This is a genomic window from Aeromonas sp. CA23, assembly GCF_002587065.1.
Lineage (GTDB): Bacteria > Pseudomonadota > Gammaproteobacteria > Enterobacterales > Aeromonadaceae > Aeromonas > Aeromonas bestiarum.
Window position 1 is genome coordinate 4,789,858 of sequence record NZ_CP023818.1, and the last position, 24,710, is coordinate 4,814,567.

The window sequence follows — 24,710 nt, forward strand, 5'->3', positions numbered from 1 at the left end:
AATGGGAGAGAGATCAAAGCAAACGGAACATTTGCCGTTGCAGGCAAGCCTGGCCAAGGCTCATCAGGGTGCGCGCCTGACCGTCGAAGACGAAGCCGCGCCTCAGGTAAAACCCCTCGCCGATCCGGTTGCCATCGAGCAGCCACAATCTGACGCTGTCGCAGCCGGCGCGCCGCATCTGCATGGCCACCGCCTGCCACAGCCGCTTGCCATGGCCCTGGCGCCAGTGATCGGGATGCAGGTAAAAGGCGCGGATCAGGGCGTTCGGCTCTGTGCCATCCAGCACGAGCTGCCAGTAGAGCAGGCCTATGACCACCTCGTCCTGGCAGAGCAGCATGGGCCTGGGGCCGGATTCGGCGAGCCGGCTCTGCCAGATCTGCAGGTGCTCGGTCACCGAAAGCTGGGCCAGCATGTCGGCACCGAGCACCTCGCCATAGGCCGCGAGCCAGCTGGCCCGCTGCATCACCGTCATGGCAGGGGCGTCATCGGGCCGCGCCATGCGCAGGCTCATGCCTTGCATTGGGGCACCAGACCGGAGGCACGGGCCTGTTCGTAGAGCGGCATAGCTTCAGCCTGCTGGGCCTGCAGCTCGGCGATCCGGTTTTCGTTGCTGGGGTGGGTGGAGAGCAGTTGCGGCGGCGCCTTGCCACCGGCGGCGGCACTCATGTTCTGCCACAGGGGAACGGCCTCGGCGGGATTGAAGCCGGCGCGGGCCATCAGATCCAGACCGAGGCGGTCCGCTTCGCTCTCCTGCTCGCGGCCATAGGGCAGCATGACCCCCACCTCGACCCCGAGCCCCAGCGCCGCCATGGTGGCGCCGCGATACTCGCTGCTGCCCATGGCGATGTCGGCCGCCGCCAGACCGAGACCGGTCAGCTGGCTGCGGGAGAGTCGTTCGTTGGAGTGCTGGGCCAGCACGTGGGTCAGCTCGTGGCCTATGACGGTGGCGAGCTGATCCTGATTCTTGGCGACCTTGAGCAGGCCGCTGTAGACCCCGATCTTGCCGCCGGGCAGGGCGAAGGCGTTGACCTGCTTGGAGTCAAACACCACCACCTCCCAACTGGTGATGCCGTACTGGCTCGGCACCTGGGCAGTCACCGCCTTGGCGACACAGGAGACATAGGCATTGATCCTGGCATCCTTGCTCACCTTCTCCTGCTTCTTCATCTGCTCGAAGGAGTCGGCCCCCAGCTGGCTCATCTGCTGGGGCGAGAACAGCAGCATCTGGCTGCGGCCGGTAGGAGACTGGGCACAGCTGGCCAGCAGGGTGGAACAGAGTGCCGCCAGGCCGAGCTTGAACAGGGGAGATGTCATGGAGGTGTCCTTCACCATAAAGATGCCCTATTTTCGGAAATGCGGGCGTCCGGCGCAAGTCGACAGATCACGCTGTTCGGCGAAAGCGGTCACATGTCGTCATTGTGGATCCACTCAAAAAGAAAACGGGCCCCGCGGGGCCCGTGTTGCAGAGGAAACCGGCTTACATTATGCCCAGTTTCTTCAGGTCGGCTTCGACCACCTTGGCCGGCACAGGTACGTAGCCATCTTTGGCGACTATGTTCTGGCCCGCCTTGGAGAGCACCATCTTCAGGAACTCTTGCTCCATCGGGGAGAGCGGCTTGTTCGGGTGCTTGTTCACGTAAACGTACAGGAAGCGCGACAGCGGGTACTTGCCGGTGATGGCGTTGTCGGCGTTCGCTTCGATGAAGGTCTTGCCATCCTTGGAGAGCGGTACGGCGCGCACACCTGAGGTGACATAACCGATGCCCGAGTAGCCGATGCCGTTCAGGGAAGAGGAGACGGATTGCACCACGGAGGCAGAACCCGGCTGCTCGTTCACGCCGCTCTTGAAGTCACCGTTGCACAGGGCGTGTTCCTTGAAGTAACCGTAGGTACCGGACACTGAGTTGCGACCGAACAGCTGCAGATCCTTGGAGGACCAGTTGCCGTCCAGACCCAGATCAGCCCACTTGGTGGCTGCCTTGGCTTCGCCGCACTTGAGGGTGCTGGAGAAGATGGCATCCAGTTGCGGCATGGTCAGCCCCTTGATGGGGTTGTCCTTGTTGACGAACACGGCCAGGGCATCGACCGCGACGCGGATGGCGGTCGGCTTGTAGCCGTAGCGCTTCTCGAACGCCTCTTCCTCGCCGGACTTCATGGCACGGCTCATGGGGCCAAACTGGGCGACACCTTCGGTCAGTGCGGTCGGGGCGGTAGAGGAGCCGGCGGCCTGGATCTGCACGTTGACGTTGGGGTACATGCGCTTAAATTCTTCGGCCCACAGGGTCATCATGTTGGCCAGGGTGTCCGAGCCGACAGAGGACAGGTTGCCCGAGATGCCGCTGGTCGGAGTGTAATCCGGCAGGTTTTTATCCACACCGGCAGCCAGGGTGCTGACGGAAAACAGGGTAGCTGCGGTGAATCCGATTACACCAGCCAGTTTGTTGAGTTTCATCCAATCTCTCCAAGGTTGCAGAACGCAGTCCATCAAAACACGGGTTAACTTGGCGCACCGTCGGTCACGCCGAGCGATTCGCTGAGTGTCATTTCATGCCCTCTTCCCCACGTCCAGCGGTGACAGAAGGCAATCGTCAATCTGAGGCCGAAAGTGGTAGCATCCCGAGCATAGCGATCGGCTGGTCGCATTTCGTACTCTGCCTGCGCCAAGTCGGCGACAGGTCCGTTCTCAAGACGGCGCCAGTATCTGACCTGGCAGTGACAAATTTATGGATTTAATGTGACACTTTAATGACATGGCGAAGCTTTTGAGCAAATGAAAAGAGGGCCGCTGTCGCCGCCCTCTCTGCACTGCTAACCCATTGCTGAAAAAGACTATTTCAACACCACCATGCGGGCCGGAATGAGGAAGCTGAAACGGCTGCCGAGGCCGACCCGGCTCTCGATATCGAGCTGGGCATCGTGATGACTCAAGGCGTGCTTGACGATGGCGAGCCCCAGCCCGGAGCCACCCGTGTGGCGCGAGCGGGCCCTGTCCACCCGATAGAAGCGCTCGGTGAGCCGCGCCAGATGCTCGGGCGGGATCCCCTCCCCCTCATCCTGTACCACAAACAACGCCATGGCCCCCTGCTTGCGCCACTCCACACTGATCTTGCGCTCCGCCGGGGTGTAGTGAATGGCGTTGTAGACCAGGTTGGAGACGGCGCTGCGCAGCTGATCCTGATCCCCGCGCACGAACAGATTGGGTTGCACGCTGAACTCGATCTGGTGCGCCCGCTCCCCCGACAGCGCCCGCGCCTCCTGCTCCAGCAGCCCCAGCATGGCGGGCATATCCACCAGGTGGGATAGATCCACCGAGGGAGCCGCCTCAATCCGCGACAGGGTGAGCAGCTGATTGACCAGATTGTCCATGCGGATGGTCTGCTCCATCATCACCCTGTGCGCCTTGGCCCACAGGGCGGGGGGCGGCGGCTCTTCGGTCATCTCCAGATAGCCCTTGAGCACTGTGAGCGGCGTGCGCAGTTCGTGGGAAACGTTGGAGACGAAGTGCTTGCGGGTCTTCTCCAGGCTGCGCAGCCGAGTGACGTCCCGCACCACCAGCATGGCCTGATCCTCGGCGTAGGGCATGATGCGAAACTCGAGAAACTTCTCCTCGTTGATGGGCGAGGTCATCTCGAACGGTTCGTCATACTGCCCCTTGTTCAGATAGGCGCCGAAGGCGGGATTGCGGATCAGGTTGCCTATGTGCTGACCGGCGTCTTCCGGCCAGCGAAAACCGAGCAACTGCTCCGCCAGCCGGTTGCACCAGAGGATGCTGCCATCGGTGCGAAACACCACGGCGGCATCGGGCAGGGCCTCTGCCCCTTCCCGAAAGCGGCGGATGAGGCCCGCCAGCTCGCGGCGGCGGGCCCGGTGACGCTGCTGCAACTTGTAGATGCCGTTGAAGATGTACTCCCAGCTGCCGCTGCCATTGGGGGGCACCAGGCTGCGATCGTGCCACAGCCAGTCCGACAGCCGCTTCTGGAAGCGATAGTGCCAGCCCAGATGCAGCACGGTCGCCACCAGCAGGCAAAGAGTGAGGGTATTCGTCAACCAGCCGACCAAGACGAAGGGCGTATAAAAAAACGCCATCCGCCACAACTGTCGCCGCCAGGCGTAAGGTTGCAACATAACGTCCTCTACAGACGGGTTGAGAAGCGATAGCCTGCGCCGCGCACCGTCTGAATCAATCGATCGTGACCCGTCTCTTCAATGGCCTTGCGCAAGCGACGAATATGCACATCCACGGTTCTGTCCTCGACGTACACATTGGTACCCCAGACATTGTTGAGCAGCTGCTCGCGGCTGTAGACCCGCTCGGGGTGGGTCATGAAGAAGTGCAGCAGCTTGAACTCGGTCGGCCCCATGTCCAGCGCCTTGTCCTCGGCGCTGACTCTGTGGGAAACCGGATCCAGCTTGAGCCCCTGCACCTCGATCACCTCGTCCACCGAGGTGGGGGAGACGCGGCGCATCACGGCGTGCAGGCGGGCGGTCAGCTCCTTGGGGGAGAAAGGCTTGGTGATGTAGTCATCGGCACCCGCCTCCAGACCACGCACCTTGTCCTCCTCCTCGCCGCGGGCGGTCAGCATCACCACCGGGATCTGGCGGGTCACCTCATCCTGCTTGAGTTGCTTGATGAACTGGATGCCACTGCCACCGGGCATCATCCAGTCCAGCACGATGAGTTCGGGGTAAGGCTCGCGCACCTTCGCCAGTCCATCGGCGTAATCTTCAGCTTCAACCGTCTCATATCCCTTTTGCTCGAGCACGAAGCAGAGCATTTCGCGGATCGGTGCTTCGTCCTCGACCACCAGAATTCGCTTAGCCATATCCCTTCTCTCTCCTGTGTGAAGATGGGTGCGCCAATTATTAGAACTTTCTGTGACACTTTTATGACTTTATGACAGGCGGGATGATAAACGTTTTCAGATTCAGTTGGCAGCAGCGAGTTGCAGCAGGTCCCAGCGGTTGCCACTGATGTCCTCGAACACCACCACCATGCCGTATGGCTCGCTACGTGGCTGTTCACAAAAATGAACACCGTACGCCTGCATGCGCTGGTAATCCCCCCAGAAGTCGTCGGTCTCGAGGAACAAAAAGACCCGGCCGCCCCCCTGCTGACCGATGGCGGCCTGCTGCTCCGGCGTGGCGGCACGGGCCAGCAAGAGCGCTGAGCCTGGCGCGCCGGCAGGCGCCACCCGCACCCAGCGCTTGCCCGGTTTGCCCGGCTCGTCGAGGGGCGTGTCTTCCAGCAGCGCAAAACCCAGCCCCTGGGTGAAGAAGGTGATGGCCTCGTCATAGTCGGCCACCAGCAGGGCCAGGGCGCCTATGTGTTGTGACATGGAAATACTCCTCAACAGATGGATGAAGGGGGCTCACGCCCCGGCTGGCGCGCATCATAGCGGCAGGAAGACCTGGGTTCCAGCCGCTAGGTCCCGCTCGCAGAGCGGGTGCTTCGCCCCGGGCCGGGCCTGCGAGCTAGGCCACCTCGACCCGGTTGCGACCCCGTTTCTTGGCCTGGTAGAGCGCCTCGTCGGCCCGCTTGAGGGCCTGCTCCAGCGGATCCCCGCGCCGCTCCGCCACCCCGAACGAGGCCGTGATGGGCAGCGCCAGCGGCCAGTGCGGATAGGCCACCAGGGCAACTCGCAGCCGCTCTGCCAGCCCCTCTGCGCGGGCCTGCTCGTAGTGCAGGCAGACCAGCACGAACTCCTCCCCGCCCCAGCGCACCAGCCGGCACAGGCTATCGCAGTGGCGCAGCACCTCGCTCACCATGTGCTTGAGCACCTCGTCCCCCACCGGATGACCGTGGCCATCGTTGACCCGCTTGAAGTGGTCTATGTCGATGTAGATGAAAGAGAGCGGCATCTCGCCGAGCTCGGCCAGCAGCTTGTTGCCGCCGAGCCGGTTGAGGGCGCCGGTCAGGGGATCGTACCTGGCCTCCTCCTCGGTGCGCCGGGTCTTTTCGCTCAGACTCTGGCTGAGCGCCTCCGCCGCCAGCCTGGCCGCACGGGCCTTGCGCAATCGATCCCGCATCAGCAGGTGTTGTACCAGAAACAGCAACAGGCAATAGCCCAGCCAGCTCAACAGCAGGGGACGATAGAAGGAACCCGGCTGCACCCAGCGACCATGAAACTCCATCTGTTCCAGCACCAGCCGGTAGTGGCCGGGCTGCATGCCGATGCCGGAGGCCAGCTCGACGGCATAGACATGCCTCAGATCAGGCCCCTGTTGCGCCAGCGGTATCTTGTACTGCTGCACCCACCAGGTGGCCGGGGTGAACACCTTGAGCGGCACATCCTGCACCCGGCCGTAATCATCGGGGCGGAAGATCACCTCGTTGAACTTGTGGGACGACGCATCCCCGGCCCTGGAATAGGCGGGGTGATAGTTGCGCAGGTAGAGCCGCCAGATCTGGGGCCCCTCCCCCTCGACCCTGAGCCGGATGCGCACCCAGTCGAAGCGGGAGAGATCGATCCCCCGCTCTGGCTCTGTCAGGGTCAGCACCAGCTCGCAGAACGGAAAGGCATACCCGGCGCGCAGCTGGCAATCGATGGCGGGTTTCTCCGCCACCGCATCATGGTGCGCCGAGCCGCCCCCGGCCGACAGCAGTGTGGTGACAGACTGGCCGCCGTGGACCCTGTCATCCTGCGCCGTGACGGACAGGCGGGCATTGCTCACCATGTCCAGCCGCCGATCGGGCCCGAATTCAAACAGCAGGATCGCCAGCAGGCTCAATCCCAGCAATACCCAGAACAGCACATTGGCCAGACGAGAATAGGAAGGGGTCATATAGGCTCCGCCCGACTAGGGGCTCTGACTCTATATCAGGGGATCCGGCGCGCCAGGATCCCTGGTTATTACACGCGCCGACACCGGCGCCATAGGGTATTTTCTCAGCCGGATACCGGCGGACAGGGCCGGACTCGCGCCGGGATCAGGCGCGATACCCGGGTGCGGCCGTCCTGCGTCAACCGGGAGGTGCCAGGTCGGCCCCCCGGAGAAACGCGCGCTTGCCAATCAGATGTGAACACAGGATAGAGCACTCCATGCCATGGAAAAATAACGAGAAATAAATAAAAAGGGCCCTGATGGGCCCATCTTACACAAGGGAAATGGTGAGCAACAACACCCTCATGGTCCCTCGCGCAGTGTCCGGTAGAGGGTGGTGCGGCTGATGCCGAGCTGGCGCGCCGCCTCGCTCACGTTGCCCCCGCAATCCGCCAGGGTCTGCTGCACCCGCAGCCGGTTCTGCTGGCGCAAGGTGTGGGTACTCGCCTGCGACGAGGGCGCGGCCGATGCGGCGGGCAGATGCAGGTGGGCGGATTCAATCCAGCCCTGTCCCTCCGCCAGCACGCAGGCCACCTCCAGCGCCTGCTTGAGCTGGCGCACGTTGCCGGGCAGCGGGTGAGCCAGCAGTTGCTGCTCAGCATCACCCGTCAGGCGCAGCGCCGAGTCCATCTCCGCCAGCAGCCGCTGGATCAATCCCAGGCGCTCGCCCCTTGGCCAGGCCCGCAGCGGTGTCAGCTGCTGACGCCAGCCGCAGATCCGGTAATAAAGATCCTCGCGAAACGTGCCGGCCTGCACCATGGCCGCCAGATCCCGGTGGCTGGCGCTGACCAGCCAGAAATCAACAGGCTCGGGTCTGTGGCTGCCGACCGGGGTCACGCTGCGCTCCTGCAACACCCGCAACAGCCGGGTCTGGGCCAGCAGCGGCAACTCGCCGATTTCATCCAGCATCAGGATGCCGCCGTGGGCGGCGCGCAGATAGCCCTGACTGCCCTGGCTGCGAGCACCGCTGAAGGCCCCGCCCACGTAGCCAAACAGCTCGGCCTCCACCAGATCGGCCGGCAGGGCACCGCAGTTGACGCACACCAGGGGCTTGTCCTGCCGACTCGACTGGCGGTGCAGGGCGCGCACCAGGTGCTCCTTGCCGCTGCCGGTTTCCCCCTCGATGAGCAGCGAGATGCCCCGCTCCAGCATCTTGAGCGGCACCTGTGCCGACCCTGGTTGCTCGATTTGCCGGGGCGCCGCAACCGGCTCTGGCACCAGCCGCAGGCCACGGCATTCACGCAGCAACTGCCGGCCATCGAAGGGGTGCTGGCCGAGCCAGAGCCGGCCGGCCCGGTTGGCACCGAGCAGCTCGCCCGCCTCCCCCAGCAGCAGACGGGCGGACCAGAGACTCTGGGGATCGAGATCCACCAGCCAGCCCGGTTGGCGCGCCAGCAGCGCGTTTTCCAGCGTCATGGCCAGCAGCCGCACAGTGCCCAGCATGTCGCCGTCGTGGTGGGCCGCATCGGTGGAGATGTCGAGTACCCCGAGCAATTGCCCGTCGGGCCCGAGCAGGGGGCTGGCGCTGCAACTGAGGAAGCTGTGCTGGGCGAAGAAGTGCTCGGACCCCAGCACCTGCACCTCGCTCTGCTCGGCCAGCGCTGTGCCGATGGCGTTGGTGCCCTTGCTCGCCTCCCCCCAGCGGGCGCCGCTGCGCAAAAAGATGCGCTCGGCGTGGCGAGCGAAGCCGTCGTCACCGCTGGCGGCCAGTATGGCCCCCTCGCCGTCACACAGCAGCAGGCGACAGGGCCTGCCCGCCAGCAGCTGGGCAAACAGCGGCAGCACGAAGCGCTGGAAGCAGGCAATCAGCGTCCTGTGCTGCTCCTGGCGGGCCGACAGCTCCCCCTGGGGCAGCAGATCCAGCTCGGCGCTCTGCTGGCGGAGCAGTCCCTGATGCAGGCAGCGCTGCCAGGAGCGCTGGATCGGACTGGGGCTGAGACTGGATTGAGGTAACTCGCTCATCATGCCTCCTGTTCACAAACGGCACGCATGGGGCCGGCAAATGTGGGTAACTCGCTCATCACGCCTCCTGTTCACAAACGGCACGACTGTTGCGGCCACTGTCCAGAAACAGCACAGCGTCATCGTCACGGCCGGGGTCATTGGTTAATCAAGATACGCTGCTGCACCCCGTTTGGTAACGTTTTTGTAACCTTTTGCCCGCTGGTCAGACCCTTTGGCATGGCCCTTGCGATACCCCCTGCGTACCACCCCGGCCAGCCAGCGCGTGCAGCCGGGCAGGACCTTCACACACATAAGGATGATGAGATGATTTATACCGCTCCCGGTCAGGCAGGTGCCCTGGTCAGCTTCAAGCCCCGTTACGACAACTTCATCGGTGGCGACTGGGTGGCGCCGCGCGCCGGCCGCTATTTCGAGAACATCTCGCCGGTGGACGGCAAGGTGTTCTGCGAGGTGGCCCGATCCGACGCCGCCGACATAGAGCTGGCGCTGGATGCCGCCCACAAGGCGTTCGCCAGCTGGAGCAAGACCAGCGTCACCGAACGCAGCAACCTGCTGCTGCGCATCGCCGATCGCATCGAGCAGAACATCGAAGTGCTCGCCATCGCCGAAACCTGGGAGAACGGCAAGGCGGTGCGCGAGACCCTGGCCGCCGACCTGCCGCTGGTGGTGGATCACTTCCGCTACTTCGCCGGCTGCATCCGTGCCCAGGAGGGCTCGGCCGCCGAGCTGGATCAGCACACCGTCAGCTACCACTTCAAGGAGCCCATCGGGGTGGTCGGCCAGATCATCCCCTGGAACTTCCCGCTGCTGATGGCGGCCTGGAAGCTGGCCCCTGTGCTGGCGGCCGGCTGCTGCAGCGTGCTCAAGCCCGCCGAGCAGACCCCGGTCACCATCATGCTGATGATGGATCTCATCAAGGACATACTGCCCCCCGGCGTGGTCAACGTGGTCAACGGTTTCGGCGCCGAGGCGGGTCAGGCGCTCGCCACCAGCGACAGGATCCAGAAGCTGGCGTTTACCGGTTCGACTGAAGTCGGCGCCCATATCCTGCGCTGCGCCGCCGACAAGCTGATCCCCTCCACCGTGGAGCTGGGCGGCAAGTCCCCCAACATCTACTTCGCCGATGTGATGCAGCATGAGAGCAGCTACATCGACAAGGCGGTGGAAGGCATGCTGATGACCTTCTTCAACCAGGGCGAGGTGTGCACCTGCCCCTCCCGCGCGCTGGTACACGAGAAGATCTACGACGACTTTATGGACAGGGTGCTGGCCCGCGCCCGCACCATAGTGCAGGGCAACCCCCTCGACACCGCCACCCAGGTGGGAGCGCAGGCATCCCGCGAGCAGTTCGACAAGATCCTGAGCTACATGGAGATAGGCCGTGGCGAGGGGGCCAAGATGCTGATCGGCGGCGGTCCGGCCAGGGTGAGCGGACTGGAGGGGGGCTTCTACATCCAGCCCACCATCTTCCACGGCCAGAACAAGATGCGGGTATTCCAGGAGGAGATCTTCGGGCCGGCGCTCGGGGTCACCACCTTCAAGGACGAGGCGGATGCCCTGGCCATTGCCAACGACACCCAGTACGGGCTGGGGGCGGGCCTGTGGACCCGCGACAGCAACCTGGCCTGGCGCATGGGGCGCGGCATCCAGGCCGGCCGGGTCTGGGTCAACTGCTACCACGCCTACCCGGCCCACGCGGCCTTTGGCGGCTACAAGAAGTCAGGCATAGGCCGCGAGACTCACAAGATGATGCTGGACCACTATCAGAACACCAAGAACCTGCTGGTGAGCCACGACATCAATCCGCTCGGCTTCTTCTAAGCCTCCACCTCTCATGACAAGGGCGCCTGCGGGCGCCCTTTTCATTGCTAGAGCGCTGCCTGCCCGGCGCCGATCCCCAGCTGCTGGCGGTAACGCTGGGGGGAGCAACCCAGTTCACGATTGAACATGGCGATGAAGGCCGAGGTGGATCCATAGCCCAACCGCCAGCCAATCTCCTGCACCGGCAATTCCCCCTTGAGCCAGGCCAGCGCCTTGAGCAGCTTGAGCCGGGCCCGCCACTGACCGAAGTTCATCCCCAATTCCCGCACGCAGCGCCGGGCCAGGGTGCGCTCCGTGCTGTGCAACTGTTCGGCCCACTGGGCCAGGGTGCGCGGATCGGCGGGATCGCTGTGAAGCGCCGCCAGCATGGGGGCCAGCAGCTTGTCCTGGCTCATGGGCAGGTAGCTGTCCTGGCAGCGGGTGCGGGTCAGCTTCTCCACCAGCAGCTCGGCCTGGCGCACGTCCCACTCATCCTGCATGTGGCCCAGCTTGCGCTCGCAAAAATCCGCCAGCATGGCCCGGATGAGCGGCGTTATCTGCAGCAGGCAGGGCTCTGCCGGCAATCTGGCCGCCAGGGCGTGATTGACATAGATGGAGGTGTAGTCGAGGGCCTGCTGGTTGTAGGAGGCGTGCTCCAGGTTCCCGGGCACCCAGATGAGGTAGTCCGCCGGCGCCACCAGCCGGTGATCCTCCAGCACGATTTCCAACACCCCCAGGCTTATCATGCTGAGCTGGCCCCAGGGGTGGCTGTGGGACGCACAGGCGCTCTCGGCCTGGATCTGCTGATAGCGCAGATAGAGGGGGTTGGGCTCAGGCAGATGCAGATCCGTCGGATGGTAGTGACGTATGGCCATAACGGGCGGATTGTCCTTTGCACGGGATAATTTGTCATTTTTACGTTACTTGATAACAGAAAGACAAGGGTAGACTGGCCATCTCGATAATAAGGAGCCTTTGATGCGTATCTTCTTCCCGCTTATGTTCCCGCTGATGGCCGTGCTGATCTGGGCCACCAATACAGTGGTGTCCAAGGCCGCCGCCGATGTGCTGGATCCCGCCGCCATCTCCTTTTACCGCTGGGTGATCGCCGCCCTGGCGCTGACCCCCTTCTGCCTGCCGCAGCTGTGGCGCCGCCGTGGCGAAATTCGCCCCTGGCTCGGCAAGCTGCTGGTGCTGGCGGCCCTTGGCATGGTGCTCTACCAGTGCCTCGCCTACTACGCCGCCCACACCACCTCGGCCACCAACATGGGGGTCATAGGCTCACTCATCCCGTTGCTGACCCTGCTGCAGAGCGCGCTCTTCTTCGGCCAGCGGCCGGGCAAGCAGGCCCTGCTCGGCATGAGCATCTCGCTGTTCGGGGTGCTCTGGCTGCTGAGCCAGGGCCAGCCGCTGGCCCTGCTGCACAACGGCATCAATCAAGGGGACGGGCTCATGCTGCTCGGCTCCGCCAGCTACGCCCTCTATGGCCTGCTGATCCGCCGCTGGCAACTGCCGTTCGGCCCCTGGCTCAACCTCTACATGCAGATCCTGCTGGCGGTACTGCTGTTGATCCCGGTCGCCCTCAGCGCAGACACCCTGGCGGTCCCCGCCGAGGGCTGGGGTCTGGTGCTGTTTGCCGGCATAGCCTCTTCCCTGCTGGCGGCCTATTGCTGGATGCGCGGCCTCGCCTGCATGGGGGCGGAGCGTACCTCAGTGTTCATGAACCTGATGCCGCTGTGCACGGCGCTGATCGCCGTCATCACCCTGGGGGAGCCAATCCACGGCCATCACCTGCTCGGCGGCGGCCTGATCCTGACCGGCGTCATGCTCTCCCAGTTCAAACCCAGGGTACGCCCCGCCCTCGCCGAGGAGGCATAAAGCGGCACGGTAAAGTGTGTGCAACACAAGACAAGAAGGGAGCCCAGGCTCCCTTCTTGTTTGCATCTTAGCGCTAAAAACCACCGGCTCGGTTGCCCCGGCACCGGCGGATCGAGCCGGGCCCGCAGCGCAAAGGCTAATTCACGCCGATCGGGCTGTGCCCGCTCATGCGTTCACCCCCTTCATGCCTTCCCGGGTATAGCGCTCCCCCGCCACCGGCAAGGCCGTGATGGCGCTGTCCAGCGCGGCCAGATCCTCTGTTGCCAGGTGCACCGACAGGGCGCCCAGGTTATCCTGCAGATGGGGGATCCGCCTTGTGCCGGGAATGGGCACTATGTCATCCCCTTGCGCCAGCAGCCAGGCCAGGGCGATCTGCGCCGTCGTGCACTGCTTACGTGCCGCCAGGGCCATGATCACCTCCACCAGCGAGCGGTTGGTGGCGATGTTTTCCTGCTGAAAGCGCGGCAGGCTGGCCCGAAAGTCGCCCTCTTCAAACGCCGTATCCTGCTGGAAACGTCCGGTCAGAAAGCCCCGCCCCAAGGGGGAATAGGCCACCAGACCTATGCCCAGCTCGCGGCAGGTCGGCAGCACCTGGGCTTCGACATCCCGCGTCCAGAGGGAATATTCCGTCTGCACCGCCGCCACCGGATGCACGGCATGGGCGCGCCTCAAGGTGGCCGCGCTGACCTCGCACAGGCCGATACGGGCAATCTTGCCCTCCTGCACCAGTGGCGCCAGACCCGCCATCGTCTCTTCGATGGGGTGCGCCGGGTCGATGCGATGCACATAGTAGAGGTCTATCTGCTCGACCCCGAGCCGGCGCAGCGAGGCTTCACAGCTCTGCCGTGCATACTGGGCGCTGTTGTCCAGGGTGCGTCTGTACTCGCCACTCTGGCGCACTATGCCGAACTTGGTGGCAACCTTGACCCCGGCGCCATGGGTCGCCAGGAAGCGGCCGATCAAGGCTTCATTGTGGTGCGGGCCATACATGTCGGCGGTGTCGAGAAAATCGATCCCCATCTCGATGGCCCTGGCCAGCACCCGCAGCGCCTGCTCGTCATCCCGCGGGCCATAAAATTCACTCATGCCCATGCAGCCTCCCCCCCCCCCCCCCCCCCCCCCCCCCCCCCCCCCCCCCCTAGGGCCCATGGCGGATACGTCCAGATCGGTTCCCAGTGTTCGTCGTTGCATCACATTTCCCTCCTTACAAGATGGGGGTCAGTATGGTCTTGCGAATAGGGTTTCGGTATAGACTGGATTGGCAGTCAGCTTTCCGATTATGGAAGATACATGAACTCTCTCTTGCTATGGGATGATGCCCGGGTCTTTCTGGCCATCGCCCGCAGCGGCACCTTGAGTGGCGCAGCCCTCACCCTTGAGCTGGGCATTGCCACCGTCTCTCGACGGCTGGATCGCCTGGAGTCGGCACTGGGCCTGCCGCTGTTCAGTCGTCATCAACACGGCTATCGGCTGACCGACGATGGGGAGGCCCTGCTGGCGCGAGCCGAGGCGCTGGAACATGCCGGGCATGCCTTTGGCGACGCCGGGCAGCAACAGGGGCAGGTGGCCGGATCCGTGCGCCTCGCCACCGCAGACAATCTGGCCAACCCGCTCATCATTCCCTCCCTGGCCAGGCTGTTTGCCATTCATCCCGATCTGCGAGTGGAGCTGGTCACAGGCGTGCAAACGGTGAACCTGCACAGGCGCGATGCCGATCTGGCAGTGCGCATGGTCAAACCTGACGCCGGCAACGTCACCATCAAGCGGCTGGGCACTCTGGGCTTCGGCCTCTATGGGGCTCGCAGCTATGTCGATACCCGCCAGCCGGGGACAGATGCGGCCAGCTGGGATGAGGATGCCTTCATCGGCTGGGGGGAAGCCCACGGCCATTTGCCCGCCGCCAAATGGATGGCTCGCATGTTGCGTGGCCGCCCCTGCAGGGTGGAGACCAATACGCTGTCGGCCCAGCTGGCCGCCGCCACCGCCGGCCTCGGACTGGCGGTGCTGCCCCATTATCTGGCCAAAGAGACGGATCTCGTCTGCCTCCTGCCCGAGCTGGGGGTGGATCAGCCGATCTGGCTGGTGATCCACACAGATCTCGCCCACTCCAGACGGGTGCGGGCCGTCGCTGATCACCTGATCCAGCTGTTCGAGGAGGCCGAGTCAGCCCTCCACCCTTTCCCGCTGGGCGCACTGTGAACCAGGCGGGATAGCAAGGGCTGCAACCCATACCGCAACGGGCAGACAGCAAGAAGGGAGCCCAGGCTCCCTTCTTGCATTGCATCTTCGCGCAAAAACCGCGGGCTCAGTTGCCCCGGCGCCAGTGGTAGCGCCGCTCGGGCCGGCCACGCTGACCGTAGTTGAGATCCACATCGACCCTGTCTTCCGACTCCAGATACTCCAGATAACGGCGCGCCGTGGTGCGGCTCAAGGAGAGGCGCAGCGCCACCGTATCGGTGGAAAACGCGGTGTCCGGCTCGCCGGCCAGCAGCTCCAGCACCTGGCGCAAGGTGATGGCGTCGATCCCCTTTGGGGTATCGCGCACCTCCCTGGCCTGGGGGCGCCCCTTGCCCATCAGCCGATCCAGATCGCTCTGCTCCAGGGAGCCGCGCTCGCAGATGCGCCTGTGCAGGGTGAGGATCTCGTCCAGGCTCTGCTGGATGCGAAACAGCCGCAGCGGCTTGATGATGTAATCTTGCACCCCCAGGTTGAGGGCCTGCTGTATGGTCTCAACGTCACAGGAGGCGGTCACCATGATGACGTAAGCCTCGCGGTTGTGGCTGCGCAGCCGGTTCACCCACTCCAGGCCGGAGCCGTCGGGCAATGAGATGTCCACCAGCAGCAGCTGTGGCTCGGTCGCACGCATCATGAGATCGGCCTGGGTCAGGCTCTCGGCCCGACCCAGCAGGGAAAATCCGGGGGTGGAGGAGACCAGCTCGGCCAGAATGGATCCAATCCGTTCGTCATCCTCGATCACCAGAGTGAAAATGGGCTCCATAGATCACACCAATTGGTTTTTATTCAAGTAGATACCGAACAAGGTTGTCTGTTCGGCGGTGCGTCGCCATTCTATCACACCCCCTCGCCTGGCCACCGTCTCCTTGACCAGGAAGAGGCCGACCCCGTGATCGCCGGTCTGGCGGCTGATGCCGTAATCAAACAGATGATCCGCCAGCGCCTCGTCCACCCCCTCGCCGCTGTCCTCCACTTCGATCACCAGCCGGCGACCAAAATCGTTGAGGGAAATCAGCACCCGCGGCGGACACAGCTTGCGCCGCGCCCAGGCGGCGCGAATGCCGTTGTCCAGCAGGTTGCCGATGAGGGTGATGAGATCCGCCGACACGGCCGCCGGATACTCCGCCAGCGCAGAGTCGGGATCCAGCACCAGCTCCACCCCCAGCTCCCGCGCCCGGCTGAACTTGCCGAGGATGAGCCCGGCCACCGGCTTGTCCTCGATGGCCCGCAGCAGACCCTGCAGCATGGTCTGGCAAGCCTCGCTCTCCTGCTGAATGAGCTCCACCGCCTGATCCACGTGGCCGAGCTGCAGCAGGCCGGAGAGGCTGCTGAGCTTGTTGGCGAACTCGTGGGTCTGCATCCGCAGCATCTCGGCATACTGGCGCAGATGGGTCACCTGCATGCCGAGGCTGCCGGTCACCTCGGGGCGGCTGAAGATGAGCAGGCGCCCTGGCACCTTGCCCTCCACCGCCTGCCAGCGCCCCACGAAGGACTCCCCGTGCACCGTGAAGCCGAGCTCGGTCTCGAGCTGGGTCAGGGCCGGGGCCAGCGGCGGCGACAGCTCGGCCAGCGACTGACCCAGCAGGGAGTGCCGCCCTGTGCCCGGCAGGCGCAGCTGATAACAGGCGGCGCTGTTGAGCATGCGAATGTTGCCCCCGCTGTCGATGGCGATCACCCCCTCGGAGATGTGCTCAAGCACTAGCTCCTGCAGCACGAAGCGGTTGACGATGGCCTCGGGCTCCAGATCCAGCAGGGTGCGGCGCAGCAGGTGTTGCAGCCAGAGCGCCAGCAGCAGGCCACAGCCCAGCACGGCGCCGATGGCGCTGACGAGCAGGGTGATCCGCTCCAGATAGATGCCCTCCACAGTCCGCATCAGGTAGCCGACCGCCACCACCCCCATGGCGCGTCCGTCCGCCCCTATCACGGGGGCGAAGCAGCGAATGGCCGGCCCCAGGGTGCCCTCGTCCCTGGAGCAATAACTGCCCCGCTCATTGAGGGCCGGCCAGATGTCCTCACCACGGAATTTCTGCCCCACCAGCTCGGGCCTGGGATGGCTGAGGCGACGGCCATGCTCGTCGGTCACCACCATGTAGGCGGCATCGGTGCGGCTGCAGATCCCCTGCACATAGTCGCGCAGTCCGGGATCCCTGCCCAGCTGCAGGGCCTGCACCACCCGGCTGTCCGCCGCCAGCACCCGCGCCAGATCGCTGCCTTTCTCCTGCAGGTTGCTTTCCAGCAGGTGGCGGATAAAGAGGGCGAGCAGGCCGCCCAGGATCAGGATCAGCAGCAGGGAGAGCCCGAGGGAGAGAGTGACCAGTTGGTGGCGCAGTTTCATCGATTAGCCTTGCAACATCAGGAAGCGGACCAATAGTGCGGGCGCCACCAGGTCTGGTCAATCAGTGGCGCAGGATCACCACTAAAATCGGCCAGGCCCTCCTCGCGGGCGGTGAGGGCCACCGCCCTGGCGACCGCGCGAGCCACCTCCCCCACCTGCTCTATGGGCGGCAACAAGCGCCCCTCGGCCAGCGGATAGGCGCCCACAGCCCGCACCGCCGCCTGCAGCATGCCATCGCTGATGCGCCGCGCCTTGACCGCGCAGGCCCCGAGGCCAATGCCCGGGAACACATAGACGTTGTTGCACTGGGAGACCACCCGCGCCTCCCCCGCCACAGTCACAGGGGCAAAGGGGCTGCCGGTGGCGAGCAGGGCACGCCCACCGGTCGCCTGCCACACCTGCTCCGGCGTCGCTTCGGCACTGCGGGTGGGGTTGGAGAGCGGCAGGATCACCGGCCGCTCGCAGGCGGCGCCCATGGCCGTCAGCACAGCCTCGTCGAACAGGCCGCCCTGGCCGCTCACCCCGATCAGCACCCCGGGGCGCAGCCGCTCAATGAGCGCAGGCAGCTCGGCGCAGGCCTCTTGTGGCGGACGGGCAAACGGCCGCTGGGACGGCGTCAGGTTGGCGCGATTCAGGCAGACCAGTCCATCCTGATCGAACAGCTGCACCCGCTCCGGGCCGCCCGCCAGTTGGGCCAGCATGGCGGCGATGCCGCAACCCGCCGAGCCGGCGCCGACGATCAGCACAGGGGTGTCGGCCAGCCGACTGCCCGCCTGTTGCAAACCCGCCAGCACGCAGGCCGAGGCGACCGCCGCCGTGCCCTGGATGTCGTCGTTGAACATGCACAGCTCGTCTCTATAGCGGGCCAAGAGGTTGGCAGCATGCTTGCCGGCGAAGTCTTCAAACTGCAGCACCACCTGGGGCCAGCGCGTGCGAATGGCCGCCACCACCCGATCCATGAAGTGGTAATAGGACTCGCCATCCACCCGGTTGGCCTGCCAGCCGAGGTAGGAGTCATCCTCCAGCAGCTCGGGATTGTTGGTGCCGACATCCACGCACAGCGGCAGGGTGCGCGCCGGGTTGATGCCGCCGGCGGCCGAGTAGAGCGCCAGCTTGCCGATGCAGATCCCCATGCCGCCGATGCCGAGATCGCCGAGCCCCAGCACCCGCTCGCCGTCGGAGATGACGATGACGTCCACCTCCTGTTCTACCGCCGCGAAGATGGCGTCCAGATCGTCCCTGTCGTGCCAGGAGAGATAGAGACCGTGGCTGCGCAGATAGAGATCGCTGTGACGCTGACACGCCTCCCCCACCACAGGGGTATAGATGATGGGCAGCAGCTCCGGCAGATGGTGGCGCACCAGATCGTAAAACAGTACCGGGTTGTCTTCCTGCAGCTGGCGCAGCAGCAGGTGCTGATCGAACGGGCTCTGCATGGCAGAGACCAGGCGGTATATGCGGCGCCGTTGCTGGGCAAGGGACTCCTCCTTGTGAGGCATGCGCCCCATCAGCCCCTGTCGCTTGCGTTCGGCATAGGGCAGGCTGGTGCCCATCATGATGTCGTTCATTGTCGATTCCTTATGCCAGCAGCGAGATGAGCAGGGTGGCCAGGATCAACATGACGGCGCCCCCGAGACGGGAAGAGATCTGGGCAAATGGCATCAGCTTCATGCGCTGGGCCGCCGACAGCACGGCCACATCGCCCGTGCCGCCCATGTTGGCCATGCACAGACCGCCAGTGATGGCCGCCTCTATGGGATAGAAACCTATCATGCGCCCCACCAAGGCCGCCCCCAGGGCACCACCGACCACGGTCACCAGCACCAGCACGAAGTAGCTGATGGAGAAGGCACTGATGAGCTCGGGGATGCTGGTGTAGGCAACCCCTATCCCCACCAGCAGGGAGGGCGTCAGATTGCCGACCACGAACTGGTACCAGTCGGCGGCCGCCTGCTCGTAACGGCGCGGCAGCAGGCCGCTCACCTTGATGATGGCCACCGCCAGTATCATGAGCGCGAAGGGGTGCATGGGAATGAAGTTGCCGAGCAGGGAGCCCAGCACGAACATGCTGGAGCTGATGAAGAGCCCCATGCCGAGACTCTCCAGGGTCGGTGCCTGAACCTGCTCTTCGGCCACCGTCTGGCTGCTCTCCTTGATCATCAGCCGGCCGTTGCCGGTCAGGGAGGGGTAACGACGGCCGAGACGGGCCAGCAGGGTGCCCACCAGAATGGCCAGGGTGTTGGCGATCACCACGGCGGGCACCATGCGTGACAGCAGATCGGCGCTGGACATCTGCATCGGGCCCGAGAGGATCTCCACCAGCGGCACGGCGCCGGCGCCCATGCCGCCGCCCATGATGGGCAGGCCGATGAGCAGCACCGCATTCTTGAAGCCATAACCCATCAGGGAGCCGACCAGGCCGACGCTGAGCAGCGCCAGGGTCACGCCCCCCAGGATCACCGGCAGGTAACGCATGGCGGCATTTTTCAGCAGGGCACTGCTCATGCCGAACACGGAGCCGGTCACCAGGCTGGCGATGAAGAAGTTGAGAAAGCCCCCCTCCTTCATGAAGCCGATGATCACCTGACCCGCCTCGATTGGCAGGATCCGGTATTCAAACAGGGCGGCGCCGCCGAAGATGGCGAGTATGGTGCCGCCCCCCAGGTATTCACGTATGGGGGTGATGCGCTCCCCCAGCTCGGTCAGCAGGGTGCCGAGCACGAACATCAGCGCCAGCGCACCGACCATGCCAAGCGGCAAGGATCCATTCCAGCCCGAGAAGAGCACGCAAGTGGCAAGCCCGAGGAAGATCATCATGGGCATGCCGGCAATCTGTCGGTCGCCAAACAGCGCGACCCTGGTTTGTGAGGTAGAGAGGTTTTTCATTGTTATGCTCCAGCGTGTGGTGTGGCGCTACTCTAGTGATCCTCCCCTTCCCTGTCGGTTAGCCCGATTGCAAAGGCATATAAAAACATTAAAATCTTAAACGCTATGACCCAAAAACAGCCATAAACTGCCCCCGCCAGCGTTATTCACGAGCCCTGAACTGCGCTAGCCAGATACAGAAATAAAGGGTGATGTCGGCATGACATCACGACCTGGCGGGATAAACATTAAACATTGATTAAATTTCACTCACCAACAGGCAAGAAATAACCGGATCGCGCTCGGATGATGACAGCCCCATATATAGGCTGCGTCTTCATATCAAAGCGGCAACAAGGCTGGCATAGCGCCAGGCGGATCATCTGGTCCCGGGCTCCACCGGCAAGAGAGGGTTCCGAGAGGGATGCCATGTGGGTTGCATCGCAGGCGCGACGCGACAACTGTGCCTTCCAGTGCGATCAATGAGGCAGACGGGACAGGGCATGCCCCAAGGATCGGGCATACCTGAATAGCCAGTGCCTCATTTCAGCCTGCTTGTTTTCGCTATTCGGCTAATAACAGTGGAATATTGGCAGGGTCAAATTCATGACAGATATCGCTCGCTTCCAGACTGAGGCCATAATGCGCGTCGGCAACATATTCTCCATCGGCCAGCAGGCTCTCGATTGAAAAATGGGGGTCACCCGATTCATATCGTTCCACAGCTATCGTCTCCCTGTTTAGCTGACCCATCAATATTAGTGGATAAAAAACAGGCTGCCGAATTTATATGACACCTTGTTGACCAAAAATAATAGCAGGCGCGACCCTTTCCTTATTTTCATCCCACCAACCAGCCCACGTTTATTTATCCCGCCAGGGTATGCCATGGGATTTCACGCACTTTTCGCTCATTTCCAACCAAAAAAGCCTCTTATGAGGCTCAATACTCATCAAAAAAGCGCCATAAGAAACCTGTCTGAAGTTTTTCCAAACAAGATCCCGATCACACTATTTACTTAGCCTGCTAAATAACTACAATGCTTAGCAGGCTAAGTAAGTGGAGAGCACGAATGATGAAGGATCTGGAAATGTTGCGCGAGTTGTCCCTCGCCGAGCGCGTCGGGCGTCTGCATCGACTGTGGCGTACCGTGGCCGATCTCGAGCTGGCGCCCCTGGGCCTGACCCATCCACGCTGGACCGCACTGTGGAAACTCAGTCAGCTCGGTGGTCACCTCAGCCAGAAGACGCTCGCCGAGGCGCTGGAGATAGAGCTGCCCTCCCTGATGCGCACCCTGGGTCTGCTGGAAGAGCAGGGGCTGATTGAGCGCCACAGTTGCAGTCAGGACAAACGGGCCCGCATCGTCACCCTGACGCCAGAGGGCAAGGCGCTGCTCGACCAGATCGAGGATCGCATCATAGGGGTGCGTCGGGATCTGCTCGCCGGCATCAGCCAGAAAGAGCTGACGCAATTTGAAGACATAGTGCACCGGATCTCCGCCAACGCCCTCGGCAAGATAGGTTCACAGAGTGAAGAGAGAGAATAAGATGACCCCGGATCAACAATTCAAACGCTGGATAAAATGGGCCATGGGGTCCTTCATACTGGTATTTGGCTACTTCCTGCTGGCCGACCTCAAGATGCCGCTCACCCCGCAAGCCATGGCCACCCGTGTCGTGACCAAGATGGCCCCCCAGGTCAGTGGCAAGGTGGCGCAGGTCGCCGTCGGCAACAACCAGCATGTCAAACAGGGGGATCTGCTGTTCACGCTCGATCCCGCCCCCTTTGCACTGGCCGTCGAACAGGCCCGGCTCGCGCTGGATCAGGCCGAGCAGCAGAACCGTCAGCTCGACGCCACCCTGAACGCCGCGACCGCCGACTTCAACTCGTTGCAGAGTCAGGCCTCCCAGAAGCTGCGGGAAGCCGAACGCATCGACGCCCTCTATCGCCGTCACATGGTGTCGGAACAGCAAAAAGATGACGCCGACAGCGCATTTCGCACCGCCCAGGCCAACCTGATGGCCAGCAAGGCCCGCATGACCCAGGCCAGGGTGAACCGCGGCCTGTCCGGCGATGACAACCTGTTGCTGCGTCAGGCGCGCAACCACCTCGCCCAGGCCGAGCTCAACCTCGCCTACAGCCAGGTACACGCCAGCCAGGATGGCATCATCACCAACCTGCAACTCAAGCCGGGCAGCTTCGCGGCGGCGGGAGCCCCGCTGCTGGCACTGGTCTCCGAGCAGGTGGACGTGATCGCCGATTTTCGCGAGAAGAGCCTGCGTCACGTGGCTCAGGACAGCCAGGCGCTGGTCGCCTTCGATGGCGAGCCGGGCAAGCTCTATCCGGCCCGGGTCACCAGCCTGGATGCAGGTGTCAGCGCCGGTCAGTTCGATGCCAACGGTCTGCTGGCCAGCCCCACCGAATCGGATCGCTGGGTGCGCGATGCCCAGCGGCTGCGCCTGCACCTGACACTGGAGCAGTTGCCAGGACACCTGCCGGCCGGTGCCCGCGCCACCGTCCAGCTGCTGCCGGACAACGCGCTGAGCGCCCTGTTTGCCCGCGGCCAGATCCGCCTGCTCAGCCTGCTGCACTACATCTACTAAGGTGGCGACCATGAACCTGTGGCACAGGCCCCTCACCGCCAACGAGCTGCGCCAATGTCTGCGCATCGCCTTTGGCTGCACCCTGGGGTTCTTGCTCTGTAAAACCTTCGGCTGGAACTATGGGGTCTTCTATACCGTGACCCCGGTATTGCTGCTGGGCATGGTGCCAGTGATGAACGGCCATGCCGCCCGTCAGCTGATCGCGGCCGCCGTCATCTGCGGTGTGGAAGTGGGTCTGCTGGGAGGGCTGTTTGGCGGCCATCCCGGCCTGATGATCCCCATCGCCTTTTTGCTGTTTCTCTATCGCTTCGCCGCCATGTCGCGGGGCAGTCTGTTCCTGTTCGGCGCCAATGGCGTGTTGAGCCTGAGCATAATGCTGCACTTTGCCAGTTACCCGCAGACCGATCTCAACGACCTCATCTTCAGCAACCTGTGGGCCAGCACACTGTCGGTGCTCATCGCCTACCTGATGACGGCGCTGATCCCGGATGTGGAGGAGCGGCCCAAGCCGGCGGCGACCCCCAAGGCGCCACACAGGATGCGGCACGAGGCCCTGCTCGGCGCCAGCATCGCCACCCTCTCCTTCATGGTGTTCCAGATCTTCGACTTGCGGGACTCCATGTCTGCCCAGGCCACCACCCTGCTGCTGCTGTTTCCCATGCACTGGAACGGCGCGCTGAGCTATGCCCGCAAGCGGGCCATGGGCACCCTGCTCGGCGTGACCTTCGGCCTGCTCAGCCAGCTGGTGCTCTACGACTGGTCCGGCTTGCTCCTGCTGGTCGCCCCCATGCTCTGGCTCGGCGCCATGCTGTTCAGCCACGCCCATGTGAAGGAGGCGAGCGGTTCCGGGGTTGGCTTCGGCGCCCTCACCACCCTCGGCATACTGTTTGGCCAGTACCTGACCCCGGGCAACGATCTGGTGTTCAGCGCCCTCTATCGGGTGAGCAGCATACTGTTTGCCATCGTCGCCACCCTGCTGGCCTGTTATCTCATCCACCGACTGCTTAACCGCTTCGAGGCGACTCGGTTCGGTTATTGACTCCCTGTTGTTAGCTCAAGGATGTGCTGTTTTTCGCCCCGCTATGCCTACCGGGGCGTTTTTTTGTCCGCATTTTGCAGGCCAGCCGCGCTGGTCGGACAACAACAGCAACTATGCTTGCAAGGGTAGTCACAAGGCGGAGAGGCACAATGGCACGAGTTCACAATGGCTGGCTGGCAGTCGCCCTCTCGCTGGGCATAAGCAGCGCCTGGGCCGCCCCTGTGCTGATCGCCGCCGAGGATGACTGGGCCCCTTATTGCGCGCTGAACAAGGAGACTGGCCAGCCAGAAGGGCTGGCACCGGATCTGGTGAAGGCCATCTTCGCCGTGGAGGGCATAGCCGTCGAGTTTCGCACCATTCCCTTCGCCCGCTGCATGCACGAGGCCAAAAGTGACAAGGTGCTTGGCTGCTTCGATGCCACCATCACGGAGGAGAACCGCTACCAGTACTATTGGCACGAGACCCCCATGTTCGAGGAGGATCTCGCCATCTTCGCCTTGGCCGGCGAGCCTCGTCGGGATCTCAAACTCACCTCGCTGGAACAGAAAACGGTGGGCATCACCCTCGGCTACACCTATCCCACCGATTTCATGGAAAACCCCAGGATCACCCGCTTTCAGGCCAAGTCGGACACCCAGATCATCGAGATGCTGGTGCGCGGCCGGGTCGATTACATACTGATGAACGAGATGCCGGGCTACCTCAAGATCCAGCAGAAGCAGCTGACCGGCCGGGTGGTCAAGGTGGGCAAGCTCTCCACCGACGGCTTCTGGCTCGCCTTCTCTCGCGCTCATCCGCAAGGAGAGGCCATGGCCAGGCGCTTCGAGGAGGGGCTGCAGAAGATCAAAAACAATGGCACCTACGAGGCGCTGGTGCGGGACTTCGAAGCCAGGCTTGGACTCCATTGAACAGTTTTTCTGCGCCACCGGCGATATATGACGACGCTGGCCCGAACCGTGCTACTGTGGCCCCTCACTCGTCGGCCGATTGCGCTCTGCACCTGATGACAGGCTTGTCATGCAAAAGAGTCGCCAGCCAGGGCAGCCCTTGCCCACCTCTCACCCTCAACCCGACGTCGCCAGACCAGCTGTATTGACCCGATGCCATAAGGCGCATCCCCTCCCCGTCGCAGCCTGTTCTCACTGTTGTTATCTGCTATCCACTCTA

The 24,710-nt window shown here is 63.6% G+C and carries 22 protein-coding genes; 7 read left to right on the top strand and 15 right to left on the bottom strand.

What is annotated here, in order from left to right; genetic code table 11:
• Nucleotides 1-13 precede the first annotated feature (13 nt).
• The 8 genes from CK910_RS22045 to CK910_RS22080 all read right to left on the bottom strand — a co-directional run bounded on the left by CK910_RS22045 (nucleotide 14) and on the right by CK910_RS22080 (nucleotide 8,784).
• Complete coding sequence (locus CK910_RS22045) at nucleotides 14-520, bottom strand: GNAT family N-acetyltransferase (RefSeq protein ID WP_098984722.1); 507 nt, start codon at nucleotides 518-520, stop codon at nucleotides 14-16.
• Nucleotides 508-1,314, bottom strand: coding sequence for a M48 family metallopeptidase (locus tag CK910_RS22050; protein WP_098984723.1), 807 nt, complete (start codon nucleotides 1,312-1,314; stop codon nucleotides 508-510). Before CK910_RS22050 ends, CK910_RS22045 begins: the two co-directional genes overlap by 13 nt.
• Before the next feature lie 163 nt (nucleotides 1,315-1,477).
• Nucleotides 1,478-2,452, bottom strand: a complete 975-nt coding sequence (locus tag CK910_RS22055) for a PstS family phosphate ABC transporter substrate-binding protein (protein ID WP_042867267.1) — start codon at nucleotides 2,450-2,452, stop codon at nucleotides 1,478-1,480.
• A 377-nt stretch (nucleotides 2,453-2,829) separates the two neighbouring features.
• Nucleotides 2,830-4,125, bottom strand: a complete 1,296-nt coding sequence (gene phoR, locus CK910_RS22060) for a phosphate regulon sensor histidine kinase PhoR (protein WP_043554831.1) — start codon at nucleotides 4,123-4,125, stop codon at nucleotides 2,830-2,832.
• Nucleotides 4,126-4,133: 8 nt separating this feature from the next.
• A complete protein-coding gene (gene phoB, locus CK910_RS22065; protein ID WP_043134568.1) occupies nucleotides 4,134-4,823 on the bottom strand; it encodes a phosphate regulon transcriptional regulator PhoB in 690 nt (229 codons plus the stop codon).
• Between the two features lie 102 nt (nucleotides 4,824-4,925).
• A complete protein-coding gene (locus tag CK910_RS22070; protein WP_043134567.1) occupies nucleotides 4,926-5,336 on the bottom strand; it encodes a VOC family protein in 411 nt (136 codons plus the stop codon).
• Between the two features lie 136 nt (nucleotides 5,337-5,472).
• The gene (locus CK910_RS22075) at nucleotides 5,473-6,783 is read right to left on the bottom strand and encodes a GGDEF domain-containing protein (protein WP_172955398.1); all 1,311 of its coding nucleotides are present in this window, start codon (nucleotides 6,781-6,783) and stop codon (nucleotides 5,473-5,475) included.
• A gap of 342 nt (nucleotides 6,784-7,125) precedes the next feature.
• The gene (locus tag CK910_RS22080) at nucleotides 7,126-8,784 is read right to left on the bottom strand and encodes a sigma-54-dependent Fis family transcriptional regulator (protein WP_098984724.1); all 1,659 of its coding nucleotides are present in this window, start codon (nucleotides 8,782-8,784) and stop codon (nucleotides 7,126-7,128) included.
• Between the two features lie 306 nt (nucleotides 8,785-9,090).
• On the opposite strand from CK910_RS22080, the gene exaC reads away from it, so the two are divergent.
• Nucleotides 9,091-10,608, top strand: a complete 1,518-nt coding sequence (gene exaC, locus CK910_RS22085) for an acetaldehyde dehydrogenase ExaC (protein WP_098984725.1) — start codon at nucleotides 9,091-9,093, stop codon at nucleotides 10,606-10,608.
• Nucleotides 10,609-10,655: 47 nt separating this feature from the next.
• Here the strand turns inward: exaC and CK910_RS22090 are convergent, their stop codons facing one another.
• The gene (locus tag CK910_RS22090; RefSeq protein WP_098984726.1) at nucleotides 10,656-11,462 is read right to left on the bottom strand and encodes an AraC family transcriptional regulator; all 807 of its coding nucleotides are present in this window, start codon (nucleotides 11,460-11,462) and stop codon (nucleotides 10,656-10,658) included.
• A 103-nt stretch (nucleotides 11,463-11,565) separates the two neighbouring features.
• Between CK910_RS22090 and CK910_RS22095 the strand changes: the two genes are divergently transcribed.
• Nucleotides 11,566-12,465 carry a DMT family transporter gene (locus tag CK910_RS22095; protein WP_098984727.1) on the top strand — a complete coding sequence of 300 codons (900 nt, stop codon included), beginning with the start codon at nucleotides 11,566-11,568 and terminating at the stop codon, nucleotides 12,463-12,465.
• 165 nt (nucleotides 12,466-12,630) lie between these two features.
• On the opposite strand, the gene CK910_RS22100 is transcribed toward CK910_RS22095, so the two are convergent.
• Complete coding sequence (locus CK910_RS22100; RefSeq protein ID WP_253852779.1) at nucleotides 12,631-13,551, bottom strand: aldo/keto reductase; 921 nt, start codon at nucleotides 13,549-13,551, stop codon at nucleotides 12,631-12,633.
• Nucleotides 13,552-13,755: 204 nt separating this feature from the next.
• Between CK910_RS22100 and CK910_RS22105 the strand changes: the two genes are divergently transcribed.
• Nucleotides 13,756-14,664, top strand: coding sequence for a LysR family transcriptional regulator (locus tag CK910_RS22105; protein WP_098984729.1), 909 nt, complete (start codon nucleotides 13,756-13,758; stop codon nucleotides 14,662-14,664).
• 106 nt (nucleotides 14,665-14,770) lie between these two features.
• Here the strand turns inward: CK910_RS22105 and CK910_RS22110 are convergent, their stop codons facing one another.
• The 5 genes from CK910_RS22110 to CK910_RS22130 all read right to left on the bottom strand — a co-directional run bounded on the left by CK910_RS22110 (nucleotide 14,771) and on the right by CK910_RS22130 (nucleotide 20,656).
• The gene (locus tag CK910_RS22110) at nucleotides 14,771-15,463 is read right to left on the bottom strand and encodes a response regulator (protein ID WP_005316875.1); all 693 of its coding nucleotides are present in this window, start codon (nucleotides 15,461-15,463) and stop codon (nucleotides 14,771-14,773) included.
• A 3-nt stretch (nucleotides 15,464-15,466) separates the two neighbouring features.
• Entirely contained in the window at nucleotides 15,467-17,035 is a 1,569-nt protein-coding gene (locus CK910_RS22115) for an ATP-binding protein (protein WP_043554821.1), read from the bottom strand.
• Between the two features lie 17 nt (nucleotides 17,036-17,052).
• Complete coding sequence (gene maeA / locus CK910_RS22120) at nucleotides 17,053-18,603, bottom strand: oxaloacetate-decarboxylating malate dehydrogenase (RefSeq protein WP_098984730.1); 1,551 nt, start codon at nucleotides 18,601-18,603, stop codon at nucleotides 17,053-17,055.
• Between the two features lie 10 nt (nucleotides 18,604-18,613).
• The gene (locus CK910_RS22125; protein ID WP_098984731.1) at nucleotides 18,614-19,921 is read right to left on the bottom strand and encodes a 2-hydroxycarboxylate transporter family protein; all 1,308 of its coding nucleotides are present in this window, start codon (nucleotides 19,919-19,921) and stop codon (nucleotides 18,614-18,616) included.
• A 543-nt stretch (nucleotides 19,922-20,464) separates the two neighbouring features.
• Nucleotides 20,465-20,656 (bottom strand): hypothetical protein, encoded by a 192-nt coding sequence (locus CK910_RS22130; RefSeq protein ID WP_084214009.1) that lies wholly within the window; start codon nucleotides 20,654-20,656, stop codon nucleotides 20,465-20,467.
• Between the two features lie 317 nt (nucleotides 20,657-20,973).
• Between CK910_RS22130 and slyA the strand changes: the two genes are divergently transcribed.
• The 4 genes from slyA to CK910_RS22150 all read left to right on the top strand — a co-directional run bounded on the left by slyA (nucleotide 20,974) and on the right by CK910_RS22150 (nucleotide 24,451).
• The gene (gene slyA, locus CK910_RS22135; protein ID WP_043134552.1) at nucleotides 20,974-21,447 is read left to right on the top strand and encodes a transcriptional regulator SlyA; all 474 of its coding nucleotides are present in this window, start codon (nucleotides 20,974-20,976) and stop codon (nucleotides 21,445-21,447) included.
• 1 nt (nucleotide 21,448) lies between these two features.
• A complete protein-coding gene (locus CK910_RS22140; protein WP_043554817.1) occupies nucleotides 21,449-22,504 on the top strand; it encodes an HlyD family secretion protein in 1,056 nt (351 codons plus the stop codon).
• A gap of 10 nt (nucleotides 22,505-22,514) precedes the next feature.
• Entirely contained in the window at nucleotides 22,515-23,543 is a 1,029-nt protein-coding gene (locus CK910_RS22145) for a DUF2955 domain-containing protein (RefSeq protein WP_043554816.1), read from the top strand.
• 149 nt (nucleotides 23,544-23,692) lie between these two features.
• Nucleotides 23,693-24,451, top strand: a complete 759-nt coding sequence (locus CK910_RS22150) for a substrate-binding periplasmic protein (RefSeq protein WP_098984732.1) — start codon at nucleotides 23,693-23,695, stop codon at nucleotides 24,449-24,451.
• Nucleotides 24,452-24,710: the final 259 nt, after the last annotated feature.